General features: G+C 33.7%; 21 protein-coding genes. All 21 read left to right on the forward strand.

All coding sequences use genetic code 11. The features are described from left to right. Positions 1-121 precede the first annotated feature (121 nt). The 21 genes from BUE10_RS08045 to BUE10_RS08150 all read left to right on the forward strand — a co-directional run bounded on the left by BUE10_RS08045 (position 122) and on the right by BUE10_RS08150 (position 17642). Positions 122-1357 (forward strand): beta-ketoacyl-[acyl-carrier-protein] synthase family protein, encoded by a 1236-nt coding sequence (locus BUE10_RS08045; RefSeq protein WP_073483957.1) that lies wholly within the window; start codon positions 122-124, stop codon positions 1355-1357. After that, positions 1350-1604 (forward strand): acyl carrier protein, encoded by a 255-nt coding sequence (locus BUE10_RS08050; RefSeq protein WP_053472936.1) that lies wholly within the window; start codon positions 1350-1352, stop codon positions 1602-1604. Before BUE10_RS08045 ends, BUE10_RS08050 begins: the two co-directional genes overlap by 8 nt. Beyond that, positions 1604-2485 (forward strand): LpxL/LpxP family acyltransferase, encoded by an 882-nt coding sequence (locus tag BUE10_RS08055; protein WP_073483958.1) that lies wholly within the window; start codon positions 1604-1606, stop codon positions 2483-2485. Before BUE10_RS08050 ends, BUE10_RS08055 begins: the two co-directional genes overlap by 1 nt. Before the next feature lie 213 nt (positions 2486-2698). After that, positions 2699-3601: a hypothetical protein gene (locus BUE10_RS08060; RefSeq protein ID WP_073483959.1), complete on the forward strand. Its 903-nt coding sequence runs from the start codon at positions 2699-2701 to the stop codon at positions 3599-3601. A 15-nt stretch (positions 3602-3616) separates the two neighbouring features. Then, on the forward strand, positions 3617-4750 hold the full coding sequence (locus BUE10_RS08065) for a dialkylresorcinol biosynthesis protein DarB (RefSeq protein WP_073483960.1): 1134 nt from the start codon (positions 3617-3619) through the stop codon (positions 4748-4750). Continuing rightward, the gene (locus tag BUE10_RS08070; protein WP_073483962.1) at positions 4750-5181 is read left to right on the forward strand and encodes a hotdog family protein; all 432 of its coding nucleotides are present in this window, start codon (positions 4750-4752) and stop codon (positions 5179-5181) included. Before BUE10_RS08065 ends, BUE10_RS08070 begins: the two co-directional genes overlap by 1 nt. 3 nt (positions 5182-5184) lie before the next feature. Then, the gene (locus tag BUE10_RS08075) at positions 5185-5652 is read left to right on the forward strand and encodes a hotdog family protein (RefSeq protein WP_073483964.1); all 468 of its coding nucleotides are present in this window, start codon (positions 5185-5187) and stop codon (positions 5650-5652) included. Positions 5653-5975: 323 nt separating this feature from the next. Continuing rightward, positions 5976-6380 (forward strand): flexirubin biosynthesis protein DarG, encoded by a 405-nt coding sequence (locus tag BUE10_RS08085; protein WP_073483967.1) that lies wholly within the window; start codon positions 5976-5978, stop codon positions 6378-6380. Continuing rightward, entirely contained in the window at positions 6380-7378 is a 999-nt protein-coding gene (locus BUE10_RS08090) for a BtrH-related acyltransferase DarH (protein ID WP_073483969.1), read from the forward strand. Before BUE10_RS08085 ends, BUE10_RS08090 begins: the two co-directional genes overlap by 1 nt. A 6-nt stretch (positions 7379-7384) precedes the next feature. After that, positions 7385-8137, forward strand: coding sequence for an ABC transporter ATP-binding protein (locus BUE10_RS08095; protein ID WP_073483971.1), 753 nt, complete (start codon positions 7385-7387; stop codon positions 8135-8137). Beyond that, positions 8127-9410, forward strand: coding sequence for an ABC transporter permease (locus BUE10_RS08100; RefSeq protein ID WP_073483973.1), 1284 nt, complete (start codon positions 8127-8129; stop codon positions 9408-9410). Before BUE10_RS08095 ends, BUE10_RS08100 begins: the two co-directional genes overlap by 11 nt. After that, positions 9385-9834, forward strand: a complete 450-nt coding sequence (locus BUE10_RS08105; protein ID WP_073483975.1) for an acyl-CoA thioesterase — start codon at positions 9385-9387, stop codon at positions 9832-9834. Before BUE10_RS08100 ends, BUE10_RS08105 begins: the two co-directional genes overlap by 26 nt. Before the next feature lie 212 nt (positions 9835-10046). Beyond that, a complete protein-coding gene (locus BUE10_RS08110) occupies positions 10047-11186 on the forward strand; it encodes a beta-ketoacyl-[acyl-carrier-protein] synthase family protein (protein WP_073483977.1) in 1140 nt (379 codons plus the stop codon). 29 nt (positions 11187-11215) lie between these two features. After that, positions 11216-12214: a hypothetical protein gene (locus BUE10_RS08115; RefSeq protein WP_073483979.1), complete on the forward strand. Its 999-nt coding sequence runs from the start codon at positions 11216-11218 to the stop codon at positions 12212-12214. A gap of 35 nt (positions 12215-12249) precedes the next feature. After that, positions 12250-12867, forward strand: coding sequence for a 3-oxoacyl-ACP synthase (locus BUE10_RS08120; RefSeq protein ID WP_073483981.1), 618 nt, complete (start codon positions 12250-12252; stop codon positions 12865-12867). A 2-nt stretch (positions 12868-12869) separates the two neighbouring features. Further along, positions 12870-13127, forward strand: coding sequence for a phosphopantetheine-binding protein (locus BUE10_RS08125; RefSeq protein WP_017496902.1), 258 nt, complete (start codon positions 12870-12872; stop codon positions 13125-13127). Positions 13128-13264: 137 nt separating this feature from the next. Continuing rightward, positions 13265-14464 carry a beta-ketoacyl-[acyl-carrier-protein] synthase family protein gene (locus BUE10_RS08130; RefSeq protein WP_073483983.1) on the forward strand — a complete coding sequence of 400 codons (1200 nt, stop codon included), beginning with the start codon at positions 13265-13267 and terminating at the stop codon, positions 14462-14464. Then, positions 14464-15525 (forward strand): beta-ketoacyl synthase N-terminal-like domain-containing protein, encoded by a 1062-nt coding sequence (locus tag BUE10_RS08135; protein ID WP_073483985.1) that lies wholly within the window; start codon positions 14464-14466, stop codon positions 15523-15525. The genes BUE10_RS08130 and BUE10_RS08135 overlap by 1 nt, the downstream gene beginning before the upstream one ends. A gap of 68 nt (positions 15526-15593) precedes the next feature. Next, positions 15594-16307 (forward strand): polysaccharide deacetylase family protein, encoded by a 714-nt coding sequence (locus tag BUE10_RS08140; RefSeq protein ID WP_234984724.1) that lies wholly within the window; start codon positions 15594-15596, stop codon positions 16305-16307. A gap of 107 nt (positions 16308-16414) precedes the next feature. Beyond that, on the forward strand, positions 16415-17041 hold the full coding sequence (locus tag BUE10_RS08145; RefSeq protein ID WP_073483989.1) for a flexirubin biosynthesis/transport protein LolA2: 627 nt from the start codon (positions 16415-16417) through the stop codon (positions 17039-17041). Beyond that, the gene (locus BUE10_RS08150) at positions 17007-17642 is read left to right on the forward strand and encodes a flexirubin biosynthesis protein LolB2 (RefSeq protein WP_073483991.1); all 636 of its coding nucleotides are present in this window, start codon (positions 17007-17009) and stop codon (positions 17640-17642) included. The genes BUE10_RS08145 and BUE10_RS08150 overlap by 35 nt, the downstream gene beginning before the upstream one ends. Positions 17643-17670: the final 28 nt, after the last annotated feature.

Raw genomic sequence — 17670 nt, forward strand, 5'->3', positions numbered from 1 at the left:
CTATGTTTGCATAATATTTTAAGTTTTTTAAACGTCTTTGCGAGATTAATAATAACGAATAGATTAAAAAAAACTTTGGTAAAAATTACACTTTAAGGATAAAAAATTACTTTGAAAGACGATGAATAAGAGAGTGGTAATTACTGGAATGGGGATTTATTCTTGTATCGGAACTTCTTTAGATGAAGTGAAGGAATCATTGTATAACGGAAAATCGGGTATTCAGTTTGATGCTGAACGAAAAGAGTTTGGTTTTCAGTCAGCCTTAACCGGAATGGTTCCTAAAGCTGATTTAAAAAATCTATTGACCCGAAGACAACGTATGAGCATTGGTGAAGAAACCGAATATGCTTATATGGCCACTATCGAAGCATTGAAAAATGCCAATATTGACGATGCTTTTTTTGATACTCGCGAAGTTGGAATTATGTACGGAAACGACAGCGTTTCTAAAGCCATTATCGATGCTACAGATATCGTGCGTGAGAAAAAAGATACTGCCTTAATTGGTTCCGGAGCGATTTTTAAATCGATGAATTCTACGGTAACGATGAATCTTTCAACGATTTTTAAACTTCGCGGCATTAATTTAACCGTTAGCGCTGCCTGTGCAAGCGGTTCACATTCAATTGGATTAGCTTATTTTTTAATAAAAAGTGGTTTTCAGGATATCATTATAACTGGAGGAGCGCAGGAAATCAACAAATATGCGATGAGCAGTTTTGATGGTTTAGGTGTTTTTTCTAACCGAGAAAGTGATCCTGAAAAAGCTTCAAGACCTTTTGATGCCGGACGTGACGGATTAATTCCGAGTGGCGGCGGCGCAACTCTAATTCTGGAAAGTTACGAATCTGCAATTGCACGTGGAGCTAATATTATTGCCGAAGTTTCAGGTTACGGATTTTCATCAAACGGCGGACATATTTCGACTCCAAATGTCGAAGGTCCCGCTACAGCAATGCAAAGAGCACTTGACGATGCTAAACTAAAAGCATCAGATATTGAGTATATAAATGCACATGCAACCTCAACTCCGGTTGGCGATGCAAACGAAGCCAAAGCTATTTTTGAAGTTTTTGGTGAGAAAAATCCTCATGTTAGTTCAACAAAATCAATGACAGGCCACGAATGCTGGATGGCGGGAGCAAGCGAAATTATCTACTCTATCATTATGATGCTGAACGATTTCATTGCGCCAAACATCAATTTAGACAATCCAGATGAAGATGCTTCAAAATTAAATTTAGTTAAAACTACGTTAAACAAAAAATTTGACATATTTTTGTCCAATTCTTTCGGTTTCGGAGGAACCAACTCGGCGTTGGTGGTTAAAAAGTTTAAATTGAACGATGAATAAAGAAGATATTATAGCAAAAATCAATGGTTTTTTAGTTGATGAATTTGAAGTAGACAATGACGACATTGAACCAAATGCTAATTTAAAAGATACGCTTGGCTTAGATAGTTTAGATTATGTTGATTTAGTAGTTTCAATAGAATCAAACTTTGGCGTAAAACTAGTTGAGGCAGATTTTGTTGGAATTTCTGATTTCCAAAGTTTCTATGACCTTATCGAAACCAAATTAAAAGCCAAAACAGCTTAATGAGTGAATGGGATGGCAAATCAAAAGGAACTGTTTTAGGTTATAGAATATTCGTTTTTTTGATTCAAAAAGCGGGTATTAAATCTGCTTATGTTTTACTTTACTTTGTCGCTTCTTACTACTTTTTATTTTTAAAGAAAAGCAATCGCGCTATTTTTTATTACTTTAAAGAAAGGCTTCAGTATTCCTATTTTAAATCAAAAAAAATGGTTTTCAAAAGTTATTACACTTTTGGACAGACCATTATTGATAAGGTTTCCATTTCTGCCGGAATGCGAAACAAATTCACCTATGAATTTGATGGAATTGAGATTTTAAAAAAGCTTTTAGCCGAAAAAAAAGGCGGTGTTTTAATTAGCGCACATGTTGGGAATTTTGAAATTGCAGAACATTTCTTAGGCGATATCGATCTTGATTTTCAAATCAATTTAGTTACGACAGATTTAGAACATTCTGCGATTAAAAATTATCTGGAAAGCATTACCCAAAAACCAACCGTAAAATTCATTATTATCAAAGACGATTTGTCTCATATTTTTGAAATAAATGCGGCTTTAGCCAATAACGAATTAGTCTGCTTTACAGGCGACCGTTATTTTGAAGGCACAAAATCGCTTTCTGAAAATATTTTGGGCAAAGAAGCCAACTTCCCTGCCGGGCCATTTTTAATTGCATCAAGATTAAAAGTTCCGGTTGTGTTCGTTTATGTTATGAAAGAGCCAAATTTACATTATCATTTATACGCAAGAGAAGCCGCAGTTAAACACCGTGACGAAAAAGGATTGCTGAAAGAATACGTAACAAGCGTAGAAAGCATCCTGAAAAAATACCCTTTGCAATGGTTTAATTATTTCGATTTTTGGAATGATTTGAAGTCTTAAAGTTTTGTTTTGCCACGAATTACACAAATTTTCACTAATTTAATATCCTCTGAAATTTTGTAAATCTCAACGTGTGGGATAAAACACTCTTTTTTACGCAATACATTCGTGAAAATTTGTGTAATTCGTGGCAAACCCTCAATCCGTAAACAAGAAAAATCCGTTTAAATAAATTTACTTATTTTTGTTCGCAACCAAAGCAAACAAACCTCAATGAAAAATGTTCTTGTTATTTATTATTCTCAATCCGGACAATTAGAAACCATTGCGCAAAACATCGCAAAACCATTTCTAAATTCAGAGAATATAAAAGTGACTTTTCACGAAATACAATTAGAAAAACCTTTCCCGTTTCCGTGGAGCAAAGATGCTTTTTTTGATGCCTTTCCAGAATCGTTTTTACAAATCCCAACAGCCTTAATGCCAGTTCCTGAAGAAATTTTAAATACAAAATTTGATTTGGTGCTTTTCCATTATCAGGTTTGGTATTTGTCGCCTTCAATTCCAATCAACTCGTTTTTAAAAAGCGACGAAGCCAAAAAAATCCTGAACAATACACCGGTTGTGACCATCAGCGGTTCAAGAAACATGTGGATTATGGCGCAGGAAAAAATCAAAACTTTACTAAAAGAAGCCAACGCACAATTAGTAGGTAATGTAGCACTAGTAGATCGCGTAGGAAATTTAATAAGCGTTATTACAATTGTAGAATGGATGTTCTCTGGCGTTAAGAAAAAATATTTAGGTATTTTTCCGTTACCAGGAGTTTCAGAAAAAGACATTAACGAATCTCCAAAGTTCGGAGAAGTAATGCTTTCATCCTTTAACGAGAATAATTTAGACCAATTACAGCCAAAATTGGTAGAAATTGGGGCCGTAAAAATTAGTCCGTACTTAGTAACAGTAGACAAAACGGCCAATAAAATTTTCAATAAATGGTCAAACCTGATTTTTAAAAATCAAAAAAACCGAAAAAAGCTTCTAAAAGTATTTAATGTTTATTTATTCTTGGCAATTTGGTTAATCTCACCAATAGTGTATATATTGCACTTTATTTCCTACCCTTTTAAGTTAAAAACCATAAAAAGACAAACTCAATATTATCAAGGAGTTTAGACGAGAATATAGATTATGTTTGAAGTATATATAACAAAAGCTGCAAAATATTTGCCTAACGAAGCTGTTTCAAATGATGAAATGGAAGCTTATTTAGGACTTATCAACGATACTGCCTCAAAAGCAAGACGTATTATTTTGCGCAACAACAAAATTACAAGCCGTTATTACGCTGTTGACAAAACAGGAAAAAGCACACACAGCAATGCCGAATTAACCAGAAATGCCATTTTACCGTTATTCGACGAAAATTTTACGCCTCAGGATTTAGAAGTACTTTCATGCGGAACCTCAACGCCGGACATTTTTCTGCCTTCGCACGCCGCAATGGTTCATGGTTTGCTAAAAAATAAATCGGTAGAACTAAACTCTTCAACAGGAGTTTGCTGTGCCGGAATGAACTCTCTTAAATTTGGTTTTCTTTCTGTACGATCTGGAAATTCAAACAATGCAATCTGTACAGGATCTGAAAAAGTTTCGACCTGGCTGAATGCTCAAAAATACAATCACGAAGCCGACAATTTAAAAAGTCTGGAAGAACAGCCAATTATCGCGTTCAAAAAAGATTTTTTACGCTGGATGTTATCTGACGGTGCCGGAGCTTTTTTATTAGAAAATAAACCAAGAGGCCCTATTTCTCTTAAAATCGAATGGATGGAAGCTTTTTCGTATGCATACGAATTAGAAACCTGCATGTATGCAGGAGGTGATAAATTAGAAAACGGAGAAATAAAATCATGGAGCGATTACGCGCCGGAACAATGGTTAAACGAATCTGTTTTCTCCATTAAGCAAGACGTTAAACTTTTAGATGAATTTATTCTGTCAAAAGGTGCAGAAAGCATGAAAGATGCGATGGACAAAAACAACATCAAATCTGAAGATGTCGATTATTTTATTCCTCACGTTTCTTCTAACTTTTTTGTCGAAGGATTGAAAAAAGGATTAACGGAAAAAGGAATTGGAATGAGCGATGAAAAATGGTTCATGAACCTTTCCAGAGTTGGAAATGTTGGTTCTGCTTCTATTTATTTAGCTCTTGAAGAATTAATGAATTCAGGAAAACTGAAAAAAGGAGATAAAGTTCTTTTATCAGTTCCCGAAAGCGGAAGATTCTCTTTCGCGTATGCGTATTTAACTGTTTGCTAATGGAAACAATGGCACTTTTAGAAAAAGAAACAGTCGAAAATTTATTACCGCAAAAGTTCCCTTTTGTAATGGTCGATGCTATGCATTCTTATACCGAAACTTCTTTGGTTTCAGGTTTAAAAATTCAGCAAGATAATATTTTCGTAAAAAATGATATTTTTCTGGAAGCCGGTTTAATTGAACATATGGCACAGTCTGTGGCACTGCATACCGGATATCAGTTTTTTTTAAGAAATGAAACTGCACCAACAGGCTACATTGGTTCTATTAAAGAAATTGAAATTAAAAAACTGCCTCAATTAAACGACAACATTCAGTCTGAAGTAACAATTTTGCAAGAATTTGCAGGAATCACTTTGGTGAATATTGTAACAAAATTAAATAATGAAGAAATCGCAAACGGACAAATGAAAACCGTTTTAGCCAAATAATATATGATTTTGAATACCGGAGTTGACATACAAAATTATTTACCGCACCGAGCACCAATGCTTATGGTAGATTTAATTTTGGACATTGATGCCAACTTCGTAGAAACCACTTTTTTGATAAAAGAAGACAATATTTTTGTTCAGGATACTGTTTTTATCGAAGCTGGTTTAATTGAAAATACGGCGCAGACTTGCTCCTCTATTGTTGGGAAAAAATACTTTTTTGACGAAGACGGAACAGAAAATGAAAACGTAAATGTAATTGGATTTATCAGTGCCTTAAAAAATGTAAAAATTCATTCGCTTCCAAAAGTCGGCGATACTATAATTACCAAAGCAAATTTAGTTTCAAAATTTGCCGGCGACGATTACACTTTATGCACAATGAGCTGTCAGAGTTCAGTAGAAGATCAGATACTCTTAGAATGTGAAATTAACTTGTTTATTCAAAAAACAGTTTCGGTTGGGTAATTCAAAAAAAAATCATTTTACATCTCGGAATTCGAATTGGAATTTTGATTCTTTTACTTGCATTACTTTTCACATTTTGGTATTTTACCTATGATCCTCATAAGTATTGTGACGAAACCGGACACAAACATGTCGACGGCGGATTGGGATTATTTATCATGGGATTTATAATCACACAGATGTTTTATGCAGGAATTCTGATCGAAATGATTTATTTATTTGTGAAGAAAAACAAAATTTTAGCTTTTGCAAATCTGAGATTTTTAATAATTAGTTTATGTATAGCATTAGCCTTTATGTTTCTAATAAAGTAAATTAGCAATATGGAAAAAGATAAAGTACCACAAGACCAAAGTAATTTAACGAAAAACAACGTAAAAGAGCTTTTATACGCAACTGACGAAAACGGCAATTATACTACAACGTTAAGCACAGGCTGGGAACCGAAAACAATAGCACTTTCAAACTCTATTGATGAAATAAACGAGCGTATTGCCGAAGCCAGACAACAGGTTTTAAATGGCGAAGTAAGCCCGATTGTTTATTTTATGGAAGTCAATAAAATGGATCTTACTATTTTAGCAAGTTATGTAGGGTTTTGGAAATGGCGTGTAAAAAAACATTTTAAACCAAGTATTTTTGCAAAACTAAACGATAAGGTTTTACAGAAATATGCCGATACATTTGAAATTTCAATCGAAGAATTAAAAAACAGCATCACCAAATAATGGAATTAACTTTCACACATCATCAGTCTGCTCATTGTGAGAATGGAGTAGCGTCAAATCTGCTAAAAAACAGCGGACTAAACATCAGCGAACCGATGGTTTTTGGTATTGGCTCTGGATTATTTTTTGTGTATCTGCCTTTTATAAAAGTTAATTATGCTCCGGCAATTAGTTACAGAACTTTGCCTGGACAGATTTTCAATAAAGTTGCCAATCGTTTAAATTTAAAAATAAAAAGACAAAAATTTTCTTCTGTTTCAAATGCCAATAAAGCATTAGATGAAAATTTAAAAAACAATATTCCAACCGGGTTGCAAGTTGGCGTTTACAATTTAAGTTATTTTCCTGATGAATACCGTTTCCATTTCAACGCACACAATTTAGTCGTTTATGGAAAAACCGAAACTGATTATTTAGTAAGTGATCCTGTAATGGAAACCGTTACAACTTTAACTCACGAAGAACTGGATAAAGTTCGTTTTGCAAAAGGTGCTTTTGCGCCTCGCGGACAAATGTATTATCCAATTCAAGTTCCGAAAGATGTTGATTTAAAAAGTGCCATCGTTAAAGGAATAAAAAATACATGCAGAGACATGCTTGCGCCAATGCCAATTATAGGCGTTCGCGGCATCAAATTTGTATCAAAGCAAATTAGAAAATGGCCTATAAAACACGGAACTAAAAAAGCCAATCATTATTTAGCGCAAATGGTTCGTATGCAGGAAGAAATAGGAACTGGAGGCGGTGGTTTCCGTTTTATTTATGCGGCATTTTTACAGGAAGCTTCGGTTATTCTAAATAATGAAGAATTGAAAGAACTTTCGAAAGAAATGACACAAATTGGAGATTCATGGCGTGATTTTGCTGTTGAAGCTTCGCGTATTTATAAAAACAGAAGTGCCAAAGAAGACGCCTATAACACTATTGCCGATGAACTTTTGGACATTGCCAACAGAGAAGAAATCTTTTTCAAAAAACTAAAAAAAGCCATCAGCTAAGATATTTTGCAATCCATAATTAAAATAGAATCCCTTTCGAAAAAGTACAAAGATGCCGATCAGTTTTCTTTGAACGACGTTTCGCTACATATAAATGAAGGAGAAATTTTTGGTTTACTTGGCCCAAACGGTGCCGGAAAAACAACCTTAATTTCCATGCTCTGCGGATTGGTAAAACCAACATCGGGACATTTTACAATTGATAATTTAGATTATCAGCATCACTCTTCAAAAATTAAAAAAATCATAGGCGTTGTTCCTCAGGAATATGCCTTATATCCTACTCTTACAGCAAGAGAAAATCTGCATTATTTTGGAAGTATGTACGGTTTAAAAGGTTCTGATTTAAAAGATAAAGTAATCGAAACTTTAGATCTTTTAGGCCTTTTAAAATTTGCCGACAAACCTGTTGAAACTTTCTCCGGCGGGATGAAACGCCGTGTGAATTTAATTGCCGGAATTCTGCACAAACCAAAAGTTTTATTTTTAGATGAACCAACCGTTGGCGTTGATGTACAGTCTAAAAATGCCATTATAGATTATCTAAAAGTGTTGAACCAAAACGGAACATCCATTATTTATACTTCGCATCATTTGGCTGAAGCCGAAGATTTCTGCACCAATATTGCCATTTTAGACCGAGGCCGAATTTACGCAAAAGGAACGCCGTCAACTTTAATTGATTCTGTTGAAGATGCCCGAAATCTCGAAGATGTTTTTATTTCATTAACCGGTAAAGACTTGAGAGATGCTATATAAAATTTGGATGTCGATCGTAAAAGAATTTTTACTGCTTAAACGCGATTTAGGCGGATTAATCATTCTGTTTATAATGCCTTTGGTTTTGGTCATTACCGTTACGTTAATTCAGGACAGTACTTTTAAAACCGTCAGCGATTCTAAAATTCCCATTTTATTAGTGGATTACGACAAAGGTTCTGTTTCAAAAACCGTTTTTGAGAATTTAGAAAAAAGTAATCTGTTCAGCGTTGTAACACAAATCGACAATAAAACGATTACAGAAGATGTTGCCAGAGAAAATGTTTACAAAGGAAAATTTCAATTGGCAATTATAATCCCAAAAAATTTAAGTTCTGATTTGCAGGCGAAAGTGGATCAAAATGTCGAAAAAATTGTCAGCAGTTTAGGCATGACTGATAGTACGGCAGCCAGCCAACCTCAGCGAATAATAAAAGAAAAAGAAGTAAGACTGTATTTTGATCCAGCGGTTCAAATGAGTTTCAAAAATGCTGTCATGAGCTCGATTGACAAAATGATTTCGCAGATTGAAACCAAATCGATTTACACCACTTTTCAAAATCAGTTAGGCGAAGGAACTACCAATTTTGAGCAAAAAAGTTTCATTTCTTTCAAAGAGATAATTCCAAAGATTAACAATAAAGAAGTTCGTCCAAATTCGGTTCAGCATAACGTTCCGGCGTGGACACTTTTTGCGATATTTTTTATTGTAATTCCGTTATCTATTAATATTGTAAAAGAAAAATCACAAGGAACTTTCGTTCGATTAAGAACAAATCCTGTTTCTAGTTTAGTTGTGATTATTGGCAAAACGATCACTTATTCTGTCATTTGTATGATTCAGTTTTATATGATGGTTGCCGTTGCAGTATTTTTATTTCCATCTATCGGATTGCCGTCTTTAAATATCGAAGGACATTTAGCATTGATGAGCGTCGTTGCTTTATTTTCAGGTTTCGCCGCAATTGGATTCGGAATTTTATTGGGAACAATTGCAAGCACACAGGAACAATCGGCTCCGTTTGGCGCAACGAGTGTTATCATTTTAGCAGCAATTGGCGGAATCTGGGTTCCGGTTTTTGCCATGCCAAAAATCATGCAGATTATTGCCAAATCGTCTCCAATGAACTGGGGATTAGACGCTTTTTACGACGTTCTTTTACGCAACGTTTCTTTCCTGGAAATCATCCCAAAAATAAGTTTACTATTTTTGTTTTTCATTCTCACAACAGCCATCGCATTATTTTATGACAAAAAGAAAAGAGCAGTTTAACGAAGCCACAAACCTGACCGTTACCCACGAAATCAGAATTCGTTTTAACGAAACTGATCCGCTTGGAATCGTTTGGCACGGCAACTATATTACGTATTTTGAAGATGGGCGCGAAGCGTTTGGCCGTCAGCACAGGCTTACGTATTTAGATATTGCCAAAACCGGTTATACAACGCCAATTGTAAAATCAAAATGCGAGCATAAATTGTCTTTACGTTACGGCGATGTTGTAACAATTGAAACAACCGTTGTTGATACGCCCGCTGCAAAAATGATCTATCGTTTTAAAATTATTGATGATAAAGGTGAAATTGCGTGCACAGGAGAAACTGTTCAGGTTTTTTTAGATAAAGAAGGAAATTTAATGCTGACCAATCCTCCATTTTATGCTGAATGGAAAAAGAAAGTTGGATTACTATTATAAAACACGGATTGCACTAATTTTCACGAATAAAAAAATAAAATAATCAGGATTCATTTCCTGCAAGGTTTTCAAAACCTTGTAGGTATAAAATAAAATAATCTGTGTAAACCTGTTTAATCTGTAAAATCTGCGAGCCATTTTTTCAGATAAAGCTTTAAAATAAATACCTACAAGGTTTTAAAAACCTTGCAGGAGAAACTGAGAATCATAAAATGTCAAAAGAAATATACATTACGCAAACCAATTGTATCACACCTTTAGGTTTTGATGTCGAATCGAATATCAGCGCCATTCTTCACGGCAATTCTGGCATTCAGCTTCATAATGACATTTCTTTAATGCCCAATTCATTTTATGCTTCGATTATTAATGATGAAAAAATAAACAGTGCTTTTTCAAAAATCAGCACTGAAACCAAATATTCCCGTTTAGAGAAAATGATGATTTTGGCTTTAGAGCCGATTATCAAAAACTCAGGAGTTGAATTAAACTCCAAAACAGCTTTTATACTTTCTACCACAAAAGGAAATGTTACGGCTTTAGCAAATGATTCTGATGAAAGTTTCAACAATGCACATTTAGATGTTTTAGCGAAAAACATTTCAGATTTCTTTGGATTTAAAACACAGCCGATTGTAGTATCTAATGCCTGTGTTTCTGGAATTTTAGCAGTTTCAATTGCTAAAAGAATGATTCAGTCTGAATTATACGACAATGTTTTTGTAGTCGCTGGCGACGAAGTTTCAGAATTTGTTTTATCTGGTTTTAATGCGTTTCAAGCTATGAGCGATCTGCCTTGCAAACCGTATTCTAAAAACAGAACCGGAGTAAGTTTAGGCGAAGCAACAGCAGCTGTTTTAATTTCGGCGGAAGCCAAAAACGCCAAAATAAAAGTAATTGGTGACAGTTCGATAAACGATGCGAATCATATTTCTGGACCGTCAAGAACGGGCGAAGGTTTGTTTAGAAGTATTCAAAATGCTTTAAAAGAAGCTCAAATCGAAGCCGACAAACTAGATTATATTTCAGCACACGGAACCGCAACTCCATTCAACGACGAAATGGAAGCGATTGCCTTAAATCGTTTAGGTTTACAAAATATTCCTGTAAATAGTTTAAAAGGTTTTTACGGTCATACATTAGGCGCCTCGGGATTATTAGAAACGGTAATTGCAATTGAATCAGCCAATCAAAATATGCTTTTTGAATCAAAAGGTTTTGATGAAATTGGGGTTAGTGAAGCTGTAAATGTTATTGAGAAAAATGAAGAAAAGAATATTGATTATTTTTTGAAAACAGCTTCCGGGTTTGGAGGTTGTAATACGGCTGTAGTTTTTGAGAAAGTGAAGTAAAGCCAATTATTAAAAAGTAGAAAATTAAAATGGAAAAAAAAACGACCTCTAATAATAAATGGAAAACTGGTTTTTTTAAAACTGGGCTACCACTAGAATACGTAACCTCTAACATTCTTGATAATTTAGGTCATTCTATTTTCGGTGAATATCCATACATCAGACCTAATGAAAAAAATGAATTAACCGAATTTTCTGTTGATTTAAGATCTTATAAATGCTTAGATAATGATGACAGACTTATTGTATTATCAATGCTTATTGAATGTAAATATAGACAGCCTGGAACTTCTTGGATTTTTTCTCCTTACCCAAATGATATTGTACCAACTGGATTAATAAATTCAACTGAAGATTTAGTTCCGTTTAGAATTGGTTATAACGCAGTAAATCAATTTGAAAAAGAAATAGGATATTGTGTTAATGGCATTGAACTTTCAAATGATGGAAATGGGAATACAAATGGAGCGAAGCATGGTGTTTTTCAGCTTCGTTTCGCTATGCCTCATCTTTTGAAAAATGACCTTGAAAGCTGTCTTGATAGAACATCTTATAATGGAAAATACATTTATCTATCTTGTGCAATATTAGTTACCACTGCTGATATACGAGTAATAAAAAAAGGCCTTCATCTAACTAATTTTATGAATGCCGATGATTTAGATGACGTTACTGAAATAAAAGAGGCAATCATTCTAAATGAAACTGCAGGACCTCAGTTACAAGAATTTGCAGATTCAATAGCAAATGGTTTCTTAAATGACCATCCTGAAATTGAAAAAAGATTATTAGAAATAGAAAAAGTACTTGTTGGGAAAGAATGGGAAAAAAGACATGCTCCTGATTTGGACACTATTCAAAGAAGTTTTGGTTACAGTACAGAAAGAGTCTTGATTGTTAATTATGAATTTTTAGAAAAAACTTTACTTAAGTTAGAGAATGCAATTAAAAAAGATATTAGAGAAGAAAAAGTTTACGGAAATGTTCTAAAAGAGGGAAAAAGCTTTAAAATATTAAAAATCAATTAAGATTCACCTCTTTTGAATTTACAATGATGGCGAAAATGACTCAAAATAAAACCAACATACAATCCTACATCACCATCCAAAACAACGAAATTGTTTTGAACGGAACTTCTGTATTCAAAATTGAACCAACAGATTTTGCAGATTTCTCTAAACAAGCGTATCGTAATTTTGAAATGCAATATCCAAAGTTTTTCAAAATGGACGCTCTGAGCAAACTCGCTTTTTTAGGATCAGAATTGCTTTTGAGTCCGATAACTTCAGAAGAAAAAGAGCATAATATTGCTTTGGTTTTGGCCAATAAATCGTCAAGTTTAGATACCGATGTAAAATATCAGGAATCAATTTCAGATAAAGAAAACTATTTTCCGAGTCCGGCGGTTTTCGTTTATACACTCCCAAATATTTGTCTGGGCGAAATAAGTATCCGCCATCAGCTGAAAAGTGAAAATTCTTTCTTTATATTTGACACCTTTAACACGGAATTTATGTCGAATTATTCTAATATTCTGTTGAATACAAATAAAGCAGATATGGTTTTATGCGGCTGGGTAGAATTTTTTAATGACAATTATAAAGCTTTTCTCTGTACAATAAGTAAAGACGAAAACACAGAATATAAAAACGAAACTATCAATACATTATACAATAAATAATCATGGAAGCATTAAAAGAAGAATTGAAGAACAAAATTATTACTACTCTAAACCTTGAAGATATCGCAATTGAAGACATTGCTGATAACGATCCTTTGTTTGGAGATGGTTTAGGTTTAGACTCGATTGATGCACTTGAATTGATCGTGATTTTAGATAAAGATTACGGAATTAAATTAGTAGATCCGAAAGAAGGAAAAACAATTTTCCAATCTATCGAAACTATGGCTGCGTATATCAGCGCTAACAGAACGAAATAATTTTAGATTTTAGACTTCAGATTTTAGATTTCCTATTGGAATCTAAAATCTAACATGTTTTAAAATCCATCAACTTTGTCAAAGTTTGAAACTTTGACAAAGTTCTAGAATCTAAAATCAAAACTCTAAAATCTAAAATGGCAAAAGGTGTTGCAATAACGGGAATGGGAATTATCTCCGCAATCGGGAATTCGGTTGAGGAAAATTATCATTCATTAATCGAAAATAAAATCGGGATTTCCCGTATCTCTAATATTTCTACAGTTCATGCAGATGTTATCAAAGTGGGTGAAATCAAAAAAACCAACGATGAACTTATCGCTGAACTGGAATTAAACAGTGATAATAATTTTTCGAGAACCGCTATGATTGGTACTTTGGCAGCCAAACAAGCTGTTGAAAATGCCGGCATAACCTCCATCAATGAATTTAGAACCGGACTTATTTCGGCTACTAGTGTGGGCGGAATGGACATGACAGAGAAACATTATTACGATTATTTCGAAAAACCGGAATTGGTAAAATATATTACCTGTCACGACGGCGGAGATGTTGCAGATAAAATTGCTGAGGAATTAGGTTTAAAAGGAATGGTTACCACAATAAGTACGGCTTGTTCCTCTGCCGCAAATTCGATTATGCTGGGTGCAAGATTAATTAAAACCGGAAAATTAGATCGTGTTATTGTTGGCGGTGCCGATGCTTTGTCAAAATTCACGATCAACGGATTTAAGACTTTGATGATTTTATCTGACGACTACAACAAACCTTTCGACAATAACAGAAAAGGATTAAATCTTGGAGAAGCTGCTGCTTTTTTGGTTTTAGAATCGGATGAAATTGTGGCTAAACAAAACAAAAAAGTATTGGCAAGAGTTTCGGGTTATGGAAATGCAAATGATGCTTTTCATCAAACGGCTTCTTCAGAAAACGGAGACGGTGCTTTTCTGGCGATGAAAAAAGCTTTTGAAGTTTCAGGTTTAAAACCTTCTCAAATTGACTATATCAACGTTCACGGAACTGCAACGCCAAACAACGATTTATCTGAAGGAAGAGCTTTACGCCGAATTTATGAAGAAGAAAAAGTTCCGGATTTTAGTTCAACAAAACCTTTTACGGGACATACTTTAGCAGCTGCGGCGGCAATTGAAGCTGTTTACAGTGTTTTGGCGATTCAGAATAATGTTGTTTATCCGAATTTGAATTTTGAAACTCAGATGGAAGAATTTGATTTGACTCCGCAGACTTCATTAATAACTAAAAATATCGAACACGTTTTATCTAATTCTTTTGGATTTGGAGGAAATTGTTCAACTCTTATATTTTCAAAAAGCTAATGAAAAAAACATATATAAATGGAGTAGGCTGTATTTCGACTCAAAAAACATTTGATACTGTTTTTTTGGAAGAGGCCAATGTAAATCACGATGAAAATGTACTGGCAATTGTTCCGCCAGCTTACAAAGAATATATTTCGCCAGCTGCAAGCCGCAGAATGGCAAAAGGAGTGAAAAACGGGATCGTAGCTTCGGCTTTAGCCATGAAAGATGCGAATGTCGAAAAAGTCGATGCGATTATTACCGGAACTGGTTTAGGCTGTATCGAAGATTCTGAAAAATTCCTGAAAAGTATTTTGGATAATAAAGAAGAATTTCTAACACCAACTTCTTTTATCCAATCTACGCACAATACAGTTGGTGCGCAAATTGCACTTTTACAGCAATGTAAAGGTTATAATTTTACTTATGTAAACGGCGCGGTTTCTTTTGAATCAGCACTTTTGGATGCAAAAATGCAGATTGAGGAAGACGAAGCGAATTCAATTTTAGTGGGCGGTGTTGATGAAAATGGTGATTATACGACTTCGCTTTTTAAATTAAACGGCCGAATTAAAGCAGATAATTCCGCACCTTACGATGTTTTAAATTCTAAAACCAGCGGAGCTGTTTATGGAGAAGGTGCCAGTTTTTTTGTTTTAGAAAATGAAAGAAAAGAAAATACATACGCTGAACTTCTGGATATTGCAATCGTAAATACGCTGGAAGAAAACGAAATTGAAACAGAGATTAAATCTTTTTTGAAATCTAATAATTTAGAAATTTCTGATGTTGACGCTTTAGTTTTAGGTTTTGACGGAAATGCTTCTTTCGAAAATTATTATAAAAATCTTGCCGAAAATGCTTTCGCCAAAACTCCGGTTTTGTATTACAAACATTTGAGCGGTGAATATGATACGGCTTCGGCTTTTGCTTTTTGGATGGCTTCGAAGATTTTAAAAACACAGGAAATTCCAGAAATTATAAAAGTAAATTCGGCTGTAAAACCAGCTTATAAAACCATTTTATTGTACAATCAATTAAATGGAAAAAATCATAGTTTTACGTTACTTTCAAAATGATAACGCATAAAAACATCTCGATCTTTTTTATCTTTTTATTGCTTTTAGTTTTTCTTCTGAATCTTTTTATGGCAATAAATCTGTGGTATTTTTTTGCTATAATTTTTATCTGGATCGGAATAAATGCAATTGGTTCTTCGATAATTTCTTCTAATTATCATGTAAAAGCTTTCTGCAATAATCCGCTGGAAACAGAGAAAAAAATTGCCTTAACTTTTGATGACGGCCCAAGTGAATTTACTTTGGAAGTTTTAGAGCTTCTGAAAAAATACAATGCTAAAGCCACTTTTTTCTGCATCGGAAAAAACATTGAAAAACATCCTGAAATTATTCAAAAAGTTATTGAAGAAGGACATTTGGTTGGAAATCATTCCTACAGTCATTCTAAGTTTTTCGATTTTTATCATGAAGATAAAATAACGGAGGAACTTCGTAAAACGGATAAATTGCTGGAAAAATATACTTCAAAAAAAATAAACTTCTTTCGTCCCCCTTATGGAGTTACGACACCTTCGATTCGAAGAGCTTTAAAAATCACCGGACATAAAACAATTGGCTGGAATATTCGTTCTCTTGATGGAGGAACAAAAAATCAGGAATTAATTTTGAATCGAATTATAAAACGGGTTTCTCCGGGCGGAATTGTACTTTTGCACGATACCGGATCACACTCTGTTTTAGTATTGGAACAGTTTTTGCAATTTTTACAGCAGAATGATTATGAAGTGGTTTCGATTGAAGAATTACTGAATCTTAATGCTTATGAAATTGAACGCGGATGAAACGGATTCGCTAAAGCGAAAACGCAGATAAAAAACGGATTTATTAAATTAAAATTCGTGAAAATTGGTGTAATTCGTGGCAGATAATAAGCACAATTTAAAAAAATATGAAAACTAAAATAGCATTATTAATTCTATTTTTTTCAGGAAGTTTGTTCGCGCAGGAACAAAAAATGACCGATGCCGAAATTGCTTCTTTTAAGCAAGATGTAAATGTGGTGGCGAAAAAAATCAAAACTTTAAGTACTGATTTTGTTCAGTACAAACATTTAGATTTTTTATCGAAAGATATTGAAACTTCGGGGAAAATGGTTTTTAAAGAACCTGCTCTTTTGCAATGGCAATATAAAAAACCATACAATTACAGCATTGTTTTTAAGAACGGTAAAATCCTGATTAACGACGAAGGAAAGAAAAGCGCAGTTGATATTGGCAACAGCAAAATCTTTGCACGAATTAATAAATTGATTATTGGAAGCGTAAGCGGAAATATGTTTGACGATAAAGAGTTTACGATTTCGTATTTTAAATTGAAAGGCCAAAACTTAGCGAAATTTATTCCGAAAGATGCAACGCTGAAAAAATACATCAAACAAATCGAATTGACTTTTGACAAAGAAGAAGCCACTGTGGTTCAGGTAAAATTATTAGAATCATCTGAAGATTATACCAGAATTGTACTTAAAAATAAAGTAATCAATGCAAAAATCGACGATTCAGTTTTTACTAATTAATTGCTTTCTGGCAATTGTATTGGTTTCTTGCGGCTCGGTCACAAAAAACTATACGCCAAAAAAATTAGACAAAACGTCTTATGACGTTCCGTATTTTTCAGATTCAAAAACCGATTATGTTTATAAAACCAACATTAGCGTTTACGGAAATGAATTGTCGGGAATTTTCATTGCCAAAAAAATAAATGACACCACACACCGAATTGTTTTTACAACAGAATTCGGAAACAAATTAATGGATTTTGAAATCTCTGAAAATGATTTTAAAGTCAATTCGATTGTATCGGAATTAGATCGGAAAATTTTAATTAATACTTTAAAAGAAGATTTTAGACTGCTTTTAAAAAAACAATATTTGATTCAGGAACAATTTGAAAACGAATCAAATAACATTTATAAATCGGCTGATGGAAAACGGGACAATTATATTTTTATTTCAAAAAAAGATCAAAAATTAGAAAAGATTGTTCACGCATCTAAAACAAAAGAGAAATTTACGCTGTATTTCAATTCAGAAAACAATATTTTTGCTGAAAAGATTCAGATTATTCATCAAAATATTAAGCTTAAAATTGAGCTAAATTATTTTAAATCAGAGTAGAAAATTAAACTAACCATAAAATTAAACT

Source organism: Flavobacterium sp. CF108, assembly GCF_900129795.1.
Lineage (GTDB): Bacteria > Bacteroidota > Bacteroidia > Flavobacteriales > Flavobacteriaceae > Flavobacterium.